This is a genomic window from Marinobacterium rhizophilum DSM 18822 (assembly GCF_000378045.1).
Lineage (GTDB): Bacteria > Pseudomonadota > Gammaproteobacteria > Pseudomonadales > Balneatricaceae > Marinobacterium_A > Marinobacterium_A rhizophilum.
This window is the reverse complement of record NZ_KB899090.1, coordinates 113,357-129,582: the sequence shown is the minus strand read 5'-3', so window position 1 is coordinate 129,582 and position 16,226 is coordinate 113,357. Positions and strand designations below refer to the sequence as shown.

Annotated in this window: 13 protein-coding genes; 11 read left to right on the top strand and 2 right to left on the bottom strand. The window is 58.2% G+C overall.

All coding sequences use genetic code 11. From position 1 onward, the window contains the following. The first annotated feature begins 30 nt into the window (after positions 1–30). Complete coding sequence (locus F451_RS0102430) at positions 31–1,173, top strand: mechanosensitive ion channel family protein (RefSeq protein ID WP_020679761.1); 1,143 nt, start codon at positions 31–33, stop codon at positions 1,171–1,173. 136 nt (positions 1,174–1,309) lie between these two features. Here F451_RS0102430 and F451_RS0102425 read toward each other — a convergent pair whose 3' ends face one another. Continuing rightward, positions 1,310–1,897, bottom strand: coding sequence for a CsiV family protein (locus F451_RS0102425; protein ID WP_020679760.1), 588 nt, complete (start codon positions 1,895–1,897; stop codon positions 1,310–1,312). Beyond that, the gene (mfd, locus tag F451_RS0102420) at positions 1,894–5,328 is read right to left on the bottom strand and encodes a transcription-repair coupling factor (RefSeq protein WP_020679759.1); all 3,435 of its coding nucleotides are present in this window, start codon (positions 5,326–5,328) and stop codon (positions 1,894–1,896) included. Before mfd ends, F451_RS0102425 begins: the two co-directional genes overlap by 4 nt. 202 nt (positions 5,329–5,530) lie before the next feature. Here mfd and F451_RS0102415 point away from each other — a divergent pair, with 202 nt between their 5' ends. The 10 genes from F451_RS0102415 (at position 5,531) to sthA (ending at position 16,164) form a co-directional block, all read left to right on the top strand. Then, on the top strand, positions 5,531–6,970 hold the full coding sequence (locus tag F451_RS0102415; protein ID WP_026291447.1) for a glyceraldehyde-3-phosphate dehydrogenase: 1,440 nt from the start codon (positions 5,531–5,533) through the stop codon (positions 6,968–6,970). Positions 6,971–7,545: 575 nt separating this feature from the next. Beyond that, positions 7,546–8,886 carry a Na(+)-translocating NADH-quinone reductase subunit A gene (locus tag F451_RS0102410; RefSeq protein WP_020679757.1) on the top strand — a complete coding sequence of 447 codons (1,341 nt, stop codon included), beginning with the start codon at positions 7,546–7,548 and terminating at the stop codon, positions 8,884–8,886. Positions 8,887–8,890: 4 nt separating this feature from the next. Then, on the top strand, positions 8,891–10,099 hold the full coding sequence (locus F451_RS0102405; protein ID WP_020679756.1) for an NADH:ubiquinone reductase (Na(+)-transporting) subunit B: 1,209 nt from the start codon (positions 8,891–8,893) through the stop codon (positions 10,097–10,099). After that, positions 10,089–10,865 carry a Na(+)-translocating NADH-quinone reductase subunit C gene (locus F451_RS0102400; RefSeq protein WP_020679755.1) on the top strand — a complete coding sequence of 259 codons (777 nt, stop codon included), beginning with the start codon at positions 10,089–10,091 and terminating at the stop codon, positions 10,863–10,865. Before F451_RS0102405 ends, F451_RS0102400 begins: the two co-directional genes overlap by 11 nt. Before the next feature lie 3 nt (positions 10,866–10,868). Further along, on the top strand, positions 10,869–11,534 hold the full coding sequence (locus F451_RS0102395; RefSeq protein ID WP_020679754.1) for an NADH:ubiquinone reductase (Na(+)-transporting) subunit D: 666 nt from the start codon (positions 10,869–10,871) through the stop codon (positions 11,532–11,534). Positions 11,535–11,536: 2 nt separating this feature from the next. Beyond that, positions 11,537–12,145 (top strand): NADH:ubiquinone reductase (Na(+)-transporting) subunit E, encoded by a 609-nt coding sequence (gene nqrE, locus F451_RS0102390; RefSeq protein ID WP_020679753.1) that lies wholly within the window; start codon positions 11,537–11,539, stop codon positions 12,143–12,145. Between the two features lie 33 nt (positions 12,146–12,178). Next, complete coding sequence (gene nqrF / locus F451_RS0102385; protein WP_020679752.1) at positions 12,179–13,405, top strand: NADH:ubiquinone reductase (Na(+)-transporting) subunit F; 1,227 nt, start codon at positions 12,179–12,181, stop codon at positions 13,403–13,405. Positions 13,406–13,408: 3 nt separating this feature from the next. Then, a complete protein-coding gene (locus F451_RS0102380; protein ID WP_020679751.1) occupies positions 13,409–14,461 on the top strand; it encodes an FAD:protein FMN transferase in 1,053 nt (350 codons plus the stop codon). Positions 14,462–14,470: 9 nt separating this feature from the next. Then, the gene (nqrM, locus tag F451_RS0102375; RefSeq protein WP_020679750.1) at positions 14,471–14,707 is read left to right on the top strand and encodes a (Na+)-NQR maturation NqrM; all 237 of its coding nucleotides are present in this window, start codon (positions 14,471–14,473) and stop codon (positions 14,705–14,707) included. A gap of 56 nt (positions 14,708–14,763) precedes the next feature. Further along, complete coding sequence (sthA, locus tag F451_RS0102370; RefSeq protein ID WP_020679749.1) at positions 14,764–16,164, top strand: Si-specific NAD(P)(+) transhydrogenase; 1,401 nt, start codon at positions 14,764–14,766, stop codon at positions 16,162–16,164. Positions 16,165–16,226: the final 62 nt, after the last annotated feature.

Here is a 16,226-nt window from a genome sequence, read left to right as displayed (position 1 = left end):
ATTTAACGGATTACGGGGAGAGTGGAGCGAATGTGGCAGGGGTTGAGTGAGCAGCTGGCGAGTTACTGGCCTTTCGAGCAGGGCACCAGCTGGATGTTGCGGGTCTTTTTAATTGTCTTCATGACCATGCTGGTGAACTATTTTTCCAACCGGCTTTTTCGGCGCCTGCATCTGCGTCTCATGCAGACCGATACGGTTTGGGATGACCTGCTGCTGAGTGCGGCGCGGCGTCCCATCGCGGCCTTGATCTGGCTCTTTGGTGCCGCCTGGGCGCTGGAGGTCATCGACCGGCAGACCGGCACCCTGCTGATGGATGTGGTTGATCCGATGCGGCGCATCGGCGTGATCGTGCTCATCACCTGGTTCCTGATTCGCCTGATTCGTCGCGGCGAAGCGGCGCTGGTGTCGCCGGACAAGGTCAAGACGCCGATGGATCAGACCACGGTCGGCGCTATCGGCAAGCTGCTGCGTCTGTCGATAATCATTACGACGGCACTGGTCGTGCTGCAAAGTTTTGGGTACAGCGTTTCCGGCGTCATGGCCTTTGGCGGAATCGGCGGTATCGCCGTGGGCTTTGCGGCCAAGGATATGCTGGCCAACTTCTTTGGCGGCCTGATGATCTATCTGGATCGTCCGTTCAAGGTGGGGGACTGGATACGCTCGCCGGACAAGAATATCGAGGGTACGGTGGAGGAGATTGGCTGGCGTCAGACGCGCATTCGCACCTTCGACAAGCGCCCCCTCTATGTGCCTAACGCGACCTTTGCCAGTATTTCGGTGGAGAACCCCTCGCGCATGACTAACAGGCGCATCTACGAGACAATTGGCGTTCGGTACGATGATGTGTCGCGCGTCAAGGAGATCGTGGCTGACGTCCATGCCATGCTCAGTCAGCATGAGGAGATCGATCAGGACCAGACGCTGATCGTCAACCTGAACAGTTTTGGTGCCTCGTCAGTCGATTTTTTCATCTATACCTTTACGCGTACCACCAACTGGGTGCGTTTCCACGCGATCAAGCAGGATGTGCTGCTGCGCATCATTGACATCATTGAGGCCCGCGGGGCAGAGGTGGCATTCCCGACCCAGACGCTGCATCTGGCATCGGTACCTGAGGCGGTTGATCGGCTGCCGTCGGGACTGCAGGCGGCGGACGCGCCTGGCAAGGCCTGATACCGGCGCGCACCTGACCCGCTTTCCTGGCGAACCGTCAATCCCGCCACCTTTCACGAGGTGGCGGGATTGTGCGTTTCAGGGCCTGCCTGATACTGCTTCGTTCGCAATGAACGACTGAGCCATGCAGGCGCCGCTAGCGCTGAATCAGTACCAGTACGCCGAACAGCGGATGATCCAGGTAATGGATTTCATTGGCCTCCAGGCTGCGTGGTGTATTAATGGTGGCGGTCAGCAGGGTGCCGTCGCTCTGAGTGCTGGTGTAGTACAGGTCCGGGCGCAGGTGCAGCAAACGGTTGCGATCGATGGTTATGTAGCCGTCCAGCTCGTAGGCGCCGTTAGGCATGAGCTGGCCGCCGCGCAGGTGGACCGGTCGGCTGTTGTTTTCATTGCTCACCGGTTGATACCAGGCGCTGTGAAACAGGGTGCGAAACCCTTGCTGGCGCGACAGGCGGTTTTTTTCTGCTGTCAGTACCAGGTTATTGTCCGGCAGGCGCTGGTAAGCGCCATTGCCGCCGTTGCCCAGCTCTGCTGCGCCGGCGAGTTGGGGTACGTCCAGGCTGCGCCATACCTGCTCTTGCAGTGCGGCGGGGTCCTGGTTGGCAAAAACAAGAATTTCCACCTTGTAGACGGGGTCCTCTGCCTGGGCTGACAGGCTGATGAGGGTCAGCAGGGCCAGTGTCAGAGTGCTTAGCAGTCTGCGTGGGGAGTGGCTCAATTTCATGCACAAAGCTCGTTAAGAAGGTTTTCGACGGTCTGGACGCGCAGCTCGGGTGTTGTCATGTCAACATTGAACCTTAACTGGCTTGCGCCTTCGAGTTTGAAGCGCCGCGGCTGGCTCTGAACCAGGGTGACCAGTTTGTAGGGGTCGATACGGGTGTCGGGGTTGAACTCGATGCGCCCGTTGCGGTCTCCCGCGTCGACTTTGGCAATGCCCAGCGAGCTGGCGCGCAGTTTCAGTGCGGTAATGCGGAACAGGCTTTTCACCGGTTCGGGCAGCAGGCCAAAGCGGTCAATCATTTCCACCTGCAGTTCGTGCAGCTGGGCGTCATTGCTGGCATTTGAGATGCGCTTGTACAGAATCAGCCGGTTGTGAACATCGGGCAGGTAATCGTCTGGGATCAGTGCCTGCAGGCGCAGGTTGATTTCGGGGCCATGCTGCAGTGGCGCATCGGGATTGGGTGTCTTGCCATCGCGCATCGACTGGATGGCCTGCTCCAGCATTTCCATGTAGAGCGTAAAGCCGACACTCTGCATCTGGCCGCTCTGGTCTTCGCCCAGAAGCTCACCGGCGCCTCGGATCTCCAGATCGTGGGTCGCCAGCGTAAAGCCTGCGCCCAGATCGCTGGCCTGGGCGATGGCCTCCAGGCGTTTGCCGGCGTCGGTCGTCATCGCGGCCGTCGGCGGTGTGAGCAGGTAGGCGTAGGCCTGGTGATGCGAGCGCCCGACGCGGCCGCGTAGCTGATGCAGCTGGGCCAGGCCGAACTTGTCGGCCCTGTCGATAATAATGGTGTTGGCGTTGGGAATGTCGATCCCGGTTTCGATGATCGTGGTGCAGACCAGCACATTATTGCGTTTGTGGTAGAAGTCGGTCATGACCTTTTCCAGCTCGCGCTCGCGTAGCTGGCCGTGACCGATGCCGATACGCGCTTCGGGCACCAGTGCCTTGAGTGCTTCGGCGGTGCGCTCGATGCTTTTGACTTCATTATGCAGATAGTACACCTGGCCGCCGCGCAGCAGCTCACGCAGGATGGCCTCCTTGATCATCGGCTTGTCGCTTTCGCGTACAAAGGTTTTCACCGACAGGCGCCGCGCCGGTGCCGTGGCAATGATCGACAGGTCGCGCATGCCGGACATGGCCATGTTCAGGGTGCGCGGTATCGGTGTGGCAGTGAGGGTGAGGATATCCACCTGGGCGCGCAGGGATTTAAGGCGCTCTTTCTGCTGCACGCCAAAGCGGTGTTCCTCGTCGATGATGACCAGGCCCAGGTCCTTGAATTTAATGTCGCCCTGCAGCAGCTTGTGGGTGCCGACGATAATGTCGATCTCGCCCGAGGCCAGCTTTTCCTGTACCTGGGCCTGCTGGTTGGCGCTGCGAAAGCGCGAGATCAGTTCGACATTTACCGGCCAGTCTGCAAAGCGGTCGCGGAAGTTGTCGTAATGCTGCTGTGCCAGCAGCGTGGTGGGGACCAGTATCACCACCTGCTTGCTGTTCTGTACGGCGAGAAACGCGGCTCGCATGGCGACTTCGGTCTTGCCGAAGCCCACATCGCCGCACACCAGTCGGTCCATCGGCTGGGGCGCGGCCATGTCCCGCAGGACAGCTTCGATGGCCAGTGTCTGGTCGGGGGTCTCCTCGAACGGAAAGCTCGCGCTGAACTGGCGGTATTCAGCATCCGGTGAACCAAAACTGAAGCCTTCGCGGGCGCCGCGTCGCGCATAGATATCGAGCAGCTCGGCCGCAGTATCACGTACCTTTTCCGCTGCCTTGCGCTTGGCGCGGCTCCATTGCTCGGTACCCAGGCGGTGCAGCGGTGCGTTCTCGTCGCTGCTGCCGCCATACCGACTGATCAGATGCAGGGCGCTGACCGGTACATAGAGCTTGGCGTTGTCGGCGTATTCCAGCGTGAGAAATTCGTTCTGCTGGCCGTCCAGCTCGATGCACTGCAGCCCCAGATAGCGGCCGACGCCGTGGTCGAGGTGCACCACCGGGGCGCCAATGCGCAGTTCCGACAGGTTCTTGATGACCTGATCGGCCTGTTCCTTGTCGCGGCTGCGGCGCCGGCGCTGAAATACCTGTTGGCCAAACAGCTGGGTTTCGGTAATCAGCTGGCAGTTGCCCGGCAGGTTGAGGCCCAGCTCCAGCGGATAGACGCAAATGCCGCGTGCGGGCCGGCGCTGCTGAAAGTCCTGCCAGCTGTCGACACTGCTGGTGGTGATGCCGGCCTCGGCAAAGAGTTCGAGCAGGGACTCGCGCCGTCCGGCGGATTCGGCGCAAAACAGAACCGGCTCGGGGTGGTTGTCGAGGAAGTTGCTCAGCGCCGCCATGGGCTGGTTCGACTGCGCATTCACTGGCAGTGTCGGCGGTTCCTCGAACGGGCTGTCGAGGCTGCCGGCCGCATTGCCGCTGCTGTCCGTGTGCAATACCAGGCGGGGCAGCCGCTTCAGGGCGGCGAACAGCTCATCGACCCGGCTAAAAACCTCCTCGGGTGCCAGCAGGGGCCGTTCAATATCGTGGCGACGCTCCTCGTAGCGTGCCTGGGCTTCCTGCCAGAATTGCCCGGCCGCCGCTTCCAGGCCGGGGTCGCATACCACCAGGGTGTTGTCTGGCAGGTAGTCGAACAGCGTCATGCTCTGGTCAAAAAACAGCGGCAGGTAATACTCGATGCCCGGCGGTGTCAGGCCATTGCTGACATCCTGGTAGGTTGGGCAGCGGCCGGGATCGACATCAAAGCGCTCACGCCAGCGTTGGCGAAAGCCGGCGATGGCGCTGGCGTCAAACGGGAACTCCTGCGCCGGCAGCAGGCGCACCTGTTCTACCTGTTCGATGGAGCGTTGGGTTTCCGGGTCGAACACGCGCAGGGTGTCGATTTCGTCATCGAACAGGTCGATGCGATAGGGTAGGCGACTGCCCATGGGGTAGATGTCGAGGATGGCGCCGCGCTGGGCGAACTCACCGTGCTCGTACACGGTTTCGACGGCACGGTAGCCGGCATCGCTCAGCATCTGGCGGGTTTCGCTCGGGTCCAGCCTTTGTCCGGTGTCCAGCAGCAGGCTGTTGCCGCCGATAAACTGGCGCGGGGCGATGCGCTGCATCAGGGTCGCTGCAGTCACGATGAGAATGCCGCGGCTCAGCTGCGGTAGTCGGTACAGGCTGAGGATGCGTTCGGAAATAATGTCCTGGTGCGGCGAAAAGTTGTCGTAGGGCAGGGTTTCCCAGTCGGGAAAGGACAGCAGTTCGACCTCAGGATCAAAAAAGGCGACTTCGCTGGCCAGGCGCGCCGCGGCATCGCTACTGGCGGCGATGACCAGTGTGACGCCCTTGTGGCGTCGCGCGGCGGCGGCCGCGAGGTATCCCTGAGCGCTGCCTTTTAACTGGCCGATACGCTTGATATCGCCCGCTCCTGCTGGCATCGGATGGTCCAGTTTAAACACGGCTGCTGACTCCTTGGGGCCCCGGCTACAAAAGCGCTCTATATTACCGTCTGCAGGGTCAAAAGGGCAGGGTCGTGGTGAATCTGCATGGACCCCTTGCTGCAATGCGAAAGTAGCAGGCGCGCAGGTTTGCCCCGCTTGGCGTAAAAAGGGATAATGCGCCCGCAGCCAATTTCAGCCTTGACGTTATTTGGAGTTACCTGTGAGCCAAGAACTAGTATTCGCAGACTGGAAAGCGCGAGAAGCGCTGGCAGAGGCAATGGTGCCGTTGATCGGCCGTCTCTACCGCGATCGTAATGTTGAGACTTCTGTATTCGGGCGTCTTGTACACAAGCGTTCGGTGACCGATATCCTCAAGGCGCACCGTTTTGCGCGCCAGATGATGCAGGATCAGGAAGAACTCAGCGTTCATGATACCTATCCGGTACTGGAAGCTGTCGACAAGCTGGGTGTTGCCAACGCTCACGTAGACGTCGGCAAGCTCGTAATCAAGTTCCGGCACGAAGGCAACGGTGATATCGAAGCCTTCCTGAAGAAAGAACTCGACAGCGTGATCGGGGCGCCTGAGCGCGAACCCACGGACGTGGTGCTGTACGGCTTTGGTCGTATCGGTCGCCTGCTGGCGCGCCTGCTCATCGAGCGTACCGGTGGCGGCCAGTCCCTGCGTCTGCGTGCCATCGTCGTCCGCCGCGGTAATGCCGAGAATGATCTGGAAAAACGCGCCAGCCTGCTGCGTCGTGACTCCGTACACGGATCCTTCAAGGGCACAATTCAGGTCGATGAAGAAAACCAGGCCCTGATTGCCAATGGCAACATGATCAAGGTGATCTTTGCCGATGCGCCTGACACCATCGATTACACCGATTACGGCATCAGCAACGCGTTGCTGATCGACAACACCGGCAAGTGGCGTGATGCCGATGGTCTGAGCCTCCACCTGCGTGCAACGGGCGTGTCCCGGGTGTTGCTGACGGCGCCTGGCAAGGGTATCAAGAACATCGTCATGGGCGTGAATCACCAGGATATTCTCGACGAAGACCGCATTCTGTCTGCTGCATCCTGCACCACCAACGCCATTGTGCCGGTGCTGATGATGATCGATGAGAAGTTCGGTGTGCTGAACGGTCATGTTGAAACCGTGCACTCCTACACCAATGACCAGAACCTGATCGACAACTATCACAAGGGTGATCGTCGTGGTCGGGCGGCGGGTCTGAACATGGTCATTTCCGAAACCGGTGCGGCCAAGGCTGTTGCCAAGGCGCTGCCGCAGCTCGAAGGCAAGTTGACCGGTAACGCGATTCGCGTACCGACACCCAACGTCTCCATGGCCATTCTGAACCTGAACCTGGACAAGGAAACCAGCAAGGAAGAGCTGAACGCCTATCTGCGTGATGCGGCGCTGTTCTCCGACCTGCAAAAGCAGATCGATTTCAGCACCTCGCCTGAAGCCGTATCGACAGACTTCGTCGGTTCCCGTGCCGCCGGTGTGGTCGATGGTCTGGCGACCATCGTTGACGGTAAGCGTTGCGTGCTCTACGTCTGGTACGATAACGAATTCGGTTACAGCTGCCAGGTGTTCCGCATGATGCAGGCCATGGCGCACTGCACCCTGCCGGCCTTCCCGCCCAAATCGATCTGATCTGAACTTGTTTTGAAGTGATGTGACTGTCGGCCCGACCGGCTGCGCCCCTGGCGCAGCCGGTTTTTGCTTTTACGGGCCTGGGAGTTGCTATGGGCTTGGGTTTTGCGCCCTGCATCAACTGCATTGTTTTTTCTAAATTGAGTGTTCTGAGTTGAGTAGCGGCAGCGCCTGCTGTCTGTTTCTGTCTTTCCCGCTTTTCTGTGATTCAGTCGATGCTGCTGGTTATGGGTGGCTTTTCGCGCGTCCAGGGATGAGTTGTGTCTTGCGCTATCCTTGTGTGTCTGAGGCGGTCGGGGCGCTTTAGGTCTGTGTTGGTGCTTTTTCTAGCGTTCTGAACACCGGCCTTGAAAATTATCGAACTTAAATGAGGCAAAGGGCCTGATTGCAAAGGTACTTTGTAGAAATGACAGGCCACGCTCAGTTATACTGTTTCGGTTTTTTGGCGGGGCAAATCCTTTTCTTGAGACAAGAACAAAACAGCATCTTGAGTGTTGCCGGGGCAGCGCTCAGTCTGATGACTGATGCTCAAGGACAGGGCCCTGAATTATAGTTAACGTGATTGGGTGAGGCGTATGATCAAGATCAATAAGGGTCTGGATCTACCGATTGCGGGGGCACCGGAGCAGCGAATTAGCGCAGCTCCGACGGTGCGCTCCGTCGCCGTGATGGGTCCGGATTATGTAGGCATGAAGCCTACGATGGCCGTCAAGGTGGGGGACCGGGTAAAACTCGGTCAAGTGATCTTTTCCGACAAGAAAACAGAAGGCGTCGACTTTACGGCGCCAGGCGCAGGTATCGTCAAGGAAATTAACCGAGGCGAGCGTCGAGTACTCCAGTCTGTTGTTATAGAGCTGGATGACAACGAAGAAGCGATCGAATTTGCCAAATATGATGCCAGCCAGCTCGCCAGCCTCGAGCGCGCACAGGTTGAGCAGAATCTGGTCCAGTCAGGACTCTGGACGGCGTTCCGCACCCGTCCGTTCAGTAAAGTGCCTCAGCCCGGCAGCGAGCCGAACTCGATCTTCGTGACTGCGATCGATACCAACCCGCTGGCCGCTGATCCGCAGGTGGTTATCGCCGAGCAGGCCGACGCCTTTGCCAATGGCCTTACGCTACTGACCAAGCTGTCTAAAACCAAGGTATATCTGTGCAAGGCTGCAGGCGCCAAGGTTGACGCGGTTGAGGGTGTGCAGCTGTCCGAGTTCTCCGGTGTGCATCCGGCCGGTAACGCCAGTACTCATATTCATTTCCTCGATCCGGTATCCCGCACCAAAACCGTCTGGACGGTGGGTTACCAGGACGTCATAGCCATGGGCAAGTTGTTCACCGAAGGTCGCCTGTCGACTGAGCGCGTGGTTGCCCTGGGCGGACCGCAGGTCGACAAGCCCACGCTGTTGCGCACCCGTCTGGGCGCGAGTCTGGCAGAGCTTTGCGCCGGTCGTCTCAAGCCCGGCACCAACCGGGTAATCAGCGGCTCCATCTGGAATGGTCGCAGCGCCGCGGGCCCCGTGGGCTACCTCGGCCGCTACTCAACCCAGGTCAGTGTGCTGGAAGAAGGCTACAAGCGCGAGTTCATGGGCTGGATCGGTGCCGGCACAGAGAAGTTCTCGGTGCTTAACATGTTTGCGTCCGTCTTGTCTGCTGGCAAGAAATTCGCCTTCACTACCACCACTAACGGCTCTGAGCGCGCGATGGTTCCGGTGGGGCAGTTCGAGTTGCTGATGCCGCTGGATATTCTGCCGACACAGCTGCTGCGTGCTCTTATTACGGGCGACATTGTGACCGCGATGCAGTTGGGCTGCCTGGAACTGGATGAGGAAGACCTCGCACTCTTTACCTTTGCCTGTACGGGCAAGTACGAGTACGGCCCCATCCTGCGCGACAATTTGCTGCGTATCGAGAAGGAGGCCTGATCCAATGAGCCTGAGAAACGTTCTTGACAAAATGGAGCCGCATTTCCACAAAGGCGGCAGGTATGAAAACTGGTATGCGCTTTACGAAGCGGTCGATACCATTTTCTATACTCCGGGCCAGGTGACCAAAAACGCGGCCCACGTGCGCGATGGCGTTGACCTTAAGCGCATGATGATTCTGGTGTGGCTCTGCACATTCCCTGCTGTGCTTTTCGGCCTTTACAATGTTGGCTTCCAGGCCAACACGGCGATGACACAACTGGGTCTGACTGAGGCGACCAGCTGGCAGGGCGGCATAGCCGGTGCTCTGACATCGTTTAACCCGGACAGTATCTGGGACAACATCATCCACGGTGCGGCCTACTGGATTCCCGTGTATGCGGTGACCTTTATCGTGGGTGGCTTCTGGGAAGTGCTGTTTGCGATGAAGCGTGGCCATGAAGTCAACGAAGGCTTCTTTGTCACCTCCATCCTGTTCGCGCTGATTCTGCCGCCCTCCATCCCGTTGTGGCAGGTGGCGCTGGGTATCAGCTTTGGTGTTGTGATCGGCAAGGAAGTGTTCGGTGGTACCGGCAAGAACTTCCTGAACCCGGCACTGACCGGCCGTGCCTTCCTGTTCTTCGCCTACCCGGCGCAGATGTCGGGCGATGCAATCTGGACGGCCGTTGATGGCTTCTCCGGTGCAACGCCGCTGGGTCTTGCCGCTGCAGGCGGTGTGGATGCCATTCTGGCGCAGAACATTACCTGGTTTGATGCCTTCATCGGCAACATCCAGGGTTCCGTGGGCGAGGTGTCCACGCTCTGTATCGCCATCGGCGGCCTGGTACTGCTGTACACCCGTGTTGCGGCCTGGCGTATTGTTGCCGGCGTGCTGGCGGGTACGGTTGTCACCACCGTGCTGCTGAACCTGATCGGCTCCGATACCAATCCCATGTTCAGCGTGCCTTTCTACTGGCACATGGTGCTTGGCGGCTATGCCTTCGGTCTGTTCTTCATGGCCACGGATCCGGTGTCGGCATCCATGACCAATACCGGCAAGTGGTACTTCGGTGCGCTGATCGGTCTGATGGTGGTGCTGATTCGTGTCGTCAACCCGGCCTTCCCCGAGGGCATGATGCTGGCGATTCTGTTCGGTAACCTCTTTGCACCGCTGATTGACAGCTTTGTGGTGCAGGCGAACATCAAGCGGAGGATGAAGCGCCATGGCGGCTAAAGATTCGATCAGTAAAACGATTACCGTGACAGTTCTGCTGTGCGTGGTCTGCTCGGTGGTGGTATCCGCTGCCGCCGTGCTGCTCAAGCCCCAGCAGATCTCCAACAAGGAGCTGGATCGCAAGTCCAATATCCTGGCTGCGGGCGGCATCAGTGAGCCCGGCAAGTCCGTGGACGAGCTGTTCGCACGGATCACCACCAAGATCGTGGATCTGGAAACCGGAAAGTTCACCGATGAAGTGAATGCGGAAACCTATGATGCGGCCAAGGCGGCAAAGGATCCTGCGTTGTCCATCAAGCTGGATCGCAGTGCCGATATCGCCTCGATTAAGCGTCAAGCACGCTATATGCCGGTGTACCTGGTACAGGATGGCGACCAGATCAAGCGAATCATTCTGCCGGTTCACGGCTATGGCCTCTGGTCTACGCTATACGGGTTCCTGGCGCTGGAAGGCGACCTGAACACCGTGGTGGGTCTGGGCTTCTATTCCCATGCCGAAACGCCGGGTCTGGGTGGCGAAGTCGACAACCCGGCCTGGAAGGCACTCTGGCCAGGCAAGCAGGTGTACGCAGAGGATTCCATGAAACCGATGCTTCATCTGATCAAGGGTAACGTCGATCCGTCTTCACCGGATGCGGTGCATCAGGTTGATGGGCTGTCCGGTGCGACGCTGACCAGCAATGGCGTGAGCAACCTGGTTAAATTCTGGCTCGGCGAGAATGGCTATGCGCCGTTTCTGGCCAACCTGCGCGCAGGGGGGGTGTAAATCATGGCTTCAGTTTCAGCTAAAGACGTCCTGACGAAACCGATTTTCGCGAACAACCCGATCGGGCTGCAGATACTGGGTATCTGTTCTGCGCTGGCGGTTACGTCGAACCTCAATACCGCGCTGGTTATGTCGCTGGCGGTAATCGTGGTAACGGCGTTTTCGAACTTCTTCGTATCGCTGATCCGCAATTTTATGCCGGGCAGTATCCGCATTATCTGCCAGATGACGATCATTGCGTCACTGGTTATCGTGGTGGATCAGTTCCTCAAGGCTTATGCCTACGATGTGTCCAAGCAACTGTCGGTTTTCGTTGGTCTGATTATCACCAACTGTATCGTCATGGGGCGCGCGGAAGCCTTCGCCATGAAGAATCCGCCGGTGATTTCCTTCCTGGACGGCATCGGTAACGGTCTTGGCTACGGTGTGGTACTGATGTTTGTCGGTACCATCCGTGAGCTGCTGGGGTCGGGTTCCCTGTTCGGTGTCGAGATCATGCCACTGATCAACAATGGTGGCTGGTACCAGGCCAATGGTCTGCTGCTGCTGCCGCCGAGCGCGTTCTTCATCATCGGCATGTTCATCTGGATCGTGCGTTCCTGGAAGAAAGACCAGGTTGAGGCGCCGGAATATGTGCTGGCCCCCAATAGCAAGCAGGAGGCGGTGTAATCATGGAACAGCTGATCAGCCTTTTCGTTAAGGCCGTTTTCGTCGAAAACATGGCGCTCGCCTTCTTTCTGGGGATGTGTACCTTCCTGGCGATTTCCAAGAAAGTACAGACAGCGATTGGCCTGGGTATTGCGGTTATCGTGGTCCTGGCCATCACGACGCCGATCAACAACCTGGTTTTCAACCATCTGCTGCGTGAAGGCGCGCTGGCCTGGGCCGGTTACCCTGACGTGGACCTGAGTTTCCTCGGCTATATCTCGTACATCGGCGTTATTGCGGCGATCGTGCAGATTCTCGAGATGTTCCTCGATAAGTTCGTGCCGGCGCTCTACAACGCGCTGGGTGTGTTCTTGCCGCTGATTACCGTGAACTGCGCCATCATGGGTGCCGCCTTGTTCATGGTAGAGCGTGACTACAACTTCAGCGAAAGCGTGGTGTACGGAGTGGGTGCCGGTACGGGCTGGGCTCTGGCCATTACGGCGCTGGCGGGTATTCGCGAAAAGCTGAAATACAGCGACGTACCGGCAGGACTGCGTGGCCTGGGCATCACCTTCATTACTGTTGGCCTGATGTCACTGGGTTTCATGTCCTTCTCCGGTGTACAGCTGTAAGGAACATGATGAACACAAGGGTGGATCAAGCCAATGAATGCTGAAATCGTTCTCGGCGTTGTCATGTTTACCGCGATGGTGTTGGCACTAGTCGCGGTTATCCTGGCAGCCCGTTCAAAACTCGTGAGTTCCGGTAACGTCAATATCGAGATTAATGGCGACCCGGAAAAAACCATTACGGTCCCGGCCGGCGACAAGTTGTTGTCGACCCTGGCCAGTGCTGGCATCTTCGTCCCCTCTGCCTGTGGCGGTGGCGGTACCTGTGCCCAGTGCAAGTGTATTGTTGAAGAGGGCGGCGGCTCCATGCTGCCGACCGAAGAATCCCACTTCACACTGCGTGAAGGCAAGGAAGGCTGGCGTCTGTCGTGCCAGGTTGCCGTCAAGCAGGACCTGAAGATCGAGCTCGAAGACGATATCTTCGGTGTGAAAAAGTGGGAGTGCACGGTCGAATCCAACCCGAACGTGGCAACCTTCATCAAGGAGCTGACGCTGCGTCTGCCGGAAGGCGAGAACGTTGACTTCCGCGCCGGTGGCTATGTGCAGCTTGAGGCTCCGCCCCATGAGGTGCACTACAAGGACTTCGATATCGAAGAGGAATACCGCGCCGACTGGGACAAGTTCAACGTTTGGCAGTATGTCTCCAAGGTTGATGAGCCGGTTATCCGTGCCTATTCCATGGCCAACTATCCGGAAGAGGTGGGTATTGTTAAGTTCAATATCCGTATCGCCTCACCGCCGCCGGGCACCAGCTTTCCGCCGGGCAAGATGTCGTCCTACGTCTTCGGTCTCAAGCCGGGCGACAAGATCGACGTTTACGGTCCCTTCGGTGAGTTCTTTGCCCAGGATACCGAAAACGAGATGGTGTTTATCGGTGGTGGTGCCGGTATGGCGCCCATGCGTTCCCATATCTTTGATCAGCTCAAGCGCCTGAAATCCAAGCGCAAGATCAGCTTCTGGTATGGCGCGCGCTCCATGCGTGAGGCCTTCTATAGCGACGAGTACGATACACTTGCCGCAGAGAACGAGAACTTCAAGTGGCATCTGGCGCTGTCGGATCCCCAGCCTGAAGACAACTGGGACGGCTATACCGGCTTCATTCATAACGTGCTGTACGAAAACTATCTGAGGGATCACGAAGCGCCTGAAGATTGTGAATACTACATGTGCGGGCCGCCCATGATGAACGCGGCAGTCATCCAGATGTTGGTGGACCTGGGTGTTGAACGTGAAAACATCTATCTCGACGACTTCGGTGGTTGATGGATGGTCGCTTCTCTGCCGAAGCTGACAACAAAGTGGCCAGCAGCTTCCCTGCTGGCCTCTTTGTTTGTGTGGCTGCTGATTTTGTCGGGCTGCAACGGGCAGCCCGAAAAGCGGGTGCTCAGTGTGTCGGGTGCCACCATGGGCACGACCTATACGGTCAAATGGGTGTCCGTCGAACCGGACAGCGTTGAGCGTATCGGTGCCCGGCTGGAGCAATCGCTGCTGGCGGTAAACCAGTCAATGTCCACCTACATTGACGACTCGGAGTTGTCGCGCTTCAACCAGGCAGCAGCAGGCTATGGCACAGTGGTTTCTGCAGGTCTGTTTGAAGTATTGCAGCTGGCCCAGAGTATCAGTGAGAGCACCCAGGGGACTTTCGATGTCACCGTGGGGCCGCTGGTTAACCTGTGGGGCTTTGGTCCCGACGGGCGTGTGACGCATGCGCCGGAACAGGAACAGATCGATCGGGCACGCCAGCGTGTTGGCTACCAGCACCTTGCACTGGATGCGCAGACGCAGCGTGTGACCAAGGCGGTTGACCTGTATGTCGATCTGTCGGCCATCGCCAAGGGCTATGGCGTTGATGAACTGGCGCGGGTGATGGAACATGAGGGCGTCGACAGCTATCTGGTGGAAATCGGTGGGGAGTTGCGTGCCCGTGGCCTCAAGCCTGATGGTAGTGGCTGGCTCATTGCGATTGAAAGTCCGGTGGATATAGGGCGCGAGGTTCAGCGGGTGATCACGGTACATGAAACCGGTGTGGCAACGTCCGGTGACTACCGCAATTACTTCCAGGAAGATGGCGTGCGTTTTTCCCATACCCTGGATCCGTTGACCGGCCGCCCGATTACGCACCAGTTGGCATCGGTGACTGTTCTGCGGCCGACCTGTGCCGAGGCGGACGCGCTGGCCACGGCGCTCACCGTTATGGGCGATGAGCGGGGCTACCAGTATGCCGTTGATAATGAGATAGCCGCCTTTTTTATCGTTAAGTCGGGGGCGGGTTTTGTGGAGCGCATGACGCCGCAATTCGAGCAATATCTAACCCAGTGAGGTGTTCTGATGGATATTTTGATTTTGACCTTTGTGGTTCTTGGTGGCGTGATTCTGGCCATGTCGGTCGGCGTGCTGCTGGGGCGTCAGCCTATCAAGGGGTCCTGTGGCGGCATGGGCGCCATGGGCGTGGAAACCGTCTGCGATATTTGCGGCGGTAATCCGAACAAGTGCGACGAAGAACAGAAAAAAACGGTCGACCGGGCGCAGACTCCGGCGGCTCTGGCGTATGAGGTCAAGGCGTAGGCCGGGACCTCTTTTCGCCCACAGTGGTGTTATCTCAAGATACGAAGGGGAAGCGAATGGCAGTGTATGACTATGACGTCATTGTGATTGGATCCGGGCCTGCGGGCGAGGGTGCGGCGATGAATTCGGTCAAGAAGGGGCGTCGCGTTGCGGTGATCGAGGAGCAGGACCTGGTGGGTGGCAACTGCACACACAAGGGCACGATTCCTTCCAAGGCGCTGCGTCATTCCGTGAAGCAGATTATCGAATTCAATACCAACCCCATGTTCCGTGATATTGGTGAGCCACGCTGGTTCTCGTTTCCAATCGTGCTGAACCGCGCCGAAAAAGTCATTGCCAATCAGGTCATGCTGCGCACGAATTTTTATGCACGCAACCGTGTGGATGTGTTTTTTGGCCGGGCCGAATTCACCGACAAAAATACTATCGTCGTGCGTGGGACCGCTAATGGCGATGAAACATTGCGTGCGCGCAATGTGGTGATTGCGACCGGCTCGCGCCCATACTGCCCGGCGGATATCGATTTTACACATCCGCGTATCTACAACTCGGATACGATTCTCAAGCTAAGCCACACGCCCCGAACCCTGGTTATTTACGGTGCCGGTGTTATCGGTTGTGAATACGCATCCATTTTTGCAGGCCTGGGTGTAAAGGTGGATCTGATCGACCAGCGGGACCGCCTGCTGTCGTTCCTTGATGGCGAAATATCGGATGCGTTGAGTTACCACCTGCGCAACAACGCCGTGAAGATTCGTCATAACGAGGATTATGAGTCTGTGGTGGCGGACCAGGGCGGGGTGATCATGACGCTCAAGTCCGGCAAGCGCATTCATTCAGATGCCTTCCTGTGGTGTAACGGCCGTACCGGCAATACGGACTCCCTGGGGCTGGAGAATATTGGTCTTGTGCCCAACAGTCGTGGCCAGCTGGAGGTGGATGACCATTACCGTACCGGCTGCGAAGGCGTTTATGCCGCCGGTGACGTCGTGGGCTGGCCAAGTCTTGCGTCGGCGGCGCTGGACCAGGGGCGCTCGGCGGCGGCCGACCTGCTCAGCGCTGAGGATTTCCGTTATATCAATGAAGTGCCGACCGGCATCTATACGCTGCCGGAAATCAGTTCGCTGGGTAAAACCGAGGAAGAGCTGACAGCGGAATGCGTGCCGTATGAGGTGGGTCAGGCCTTCTTCAAGGATACCGCCCGGGCGCAGATTTCGGGTCAGACGGTGGGTATGCTCAAGGTGTTGTTTAACCGCGATACGCTTGAGATTCTGGGCATTCATTGCTTTGGCGACCATGCGGCGGAGATCGTCCATATCGGCCAGGCGATCATGGCGCAGAAGGGCGAAGCCAACACCCTGAAGTACTTTATCAATACGACGTTCAACTACCCGACGATGGCGGAAGCCTACCGTGTTGCAGCCATATCCGGATTGAACCGGATTTCCAACATCTAAGCGACGGTTCTGCGTCTCACCACGGGTCGCCCTGGCCTGTGGTTGGGGCCGGTGATGGCGAC

Excerpts from the sequence above, each read along its gene's own strand:
- F451_RS0102430 (WP_020679761.1), top strand. The coding sequence starts at position 31 with ATGTGGCAGGGGTTGAGTGAGCAGCTGGCGAGTTACTGGCCTTTCGAG.
- F451_RS0102425 (WP_020679760.1), bottom strand. The coding sequence starts at position 1,897 with ATGAAATTGAGCCACTCCCCACGCAGACTGCTAAGCACTCTGACACTG.
- F451_RS0102410 (WP_020679757.1), top strand. The coding sequence starts at position 7,546 with ATGATCAAGATCAATAAGGGTCTGGATCTACCGATTGCGGGGGCACCG.
- F451_RS0102405 (WP_020679756.1), top strand. The coding sequence starts at position 8,891 with ATGAGCCTGAGAAACGTTCTTGACAAAATGGAGCCGCATTTCCACAAA.
- F451_RS0102400 (WP_020679755.1), top strand. The coding sequence starts at position 10,089 with ATGGCGGCTAAAGATTCGATCAGTAAAACGATTACCGTGACAGTTCTG.
- F451_RS0102395 (WP_020679754.1), top strand. The coding sequence starts at position 10,869 with ATGGCTTCAGTTTCAGCTAAAGACGTCCTGACGAAACCGATTTTCGCG.
- nqrE (WP_020679753.1), top strand. The coding sequence starts at position 11,537 with ATGGAACAGCTGATCAGCCTTTTCGTTAAGGCCGTTTTCGTCGAAAAC.
- nqrF (WP_020679752.1), top strand. The coding sequence starts at position 12,179 with ATGAATGCTGAAATCGTTCTCGGCGTTGTCATGTTTACCGCGATGGTG.
- F451_RS0102380 (WP_020679751.1), top strand. The coding sequence starts at position 13,409 with ATGGTCGCTTCTCTGCCGAAGCTGACAACAAAGTGGCCAGCAGCTTCC.
- nqrM (WP_020679750.1), top strand. The coding sequence starts at position 14,471 with ATGGATATTTTGATTTTGACCTTTGTGGTTCTTGGTGGCGTGATTCTG.
- sthA (WP_020679749.1), top strand. The coding sequence starts at position 14,764 with ATGGCAGTGTATGACTATGACGTCATTGTGATTGGATCCGGGCCTGCG.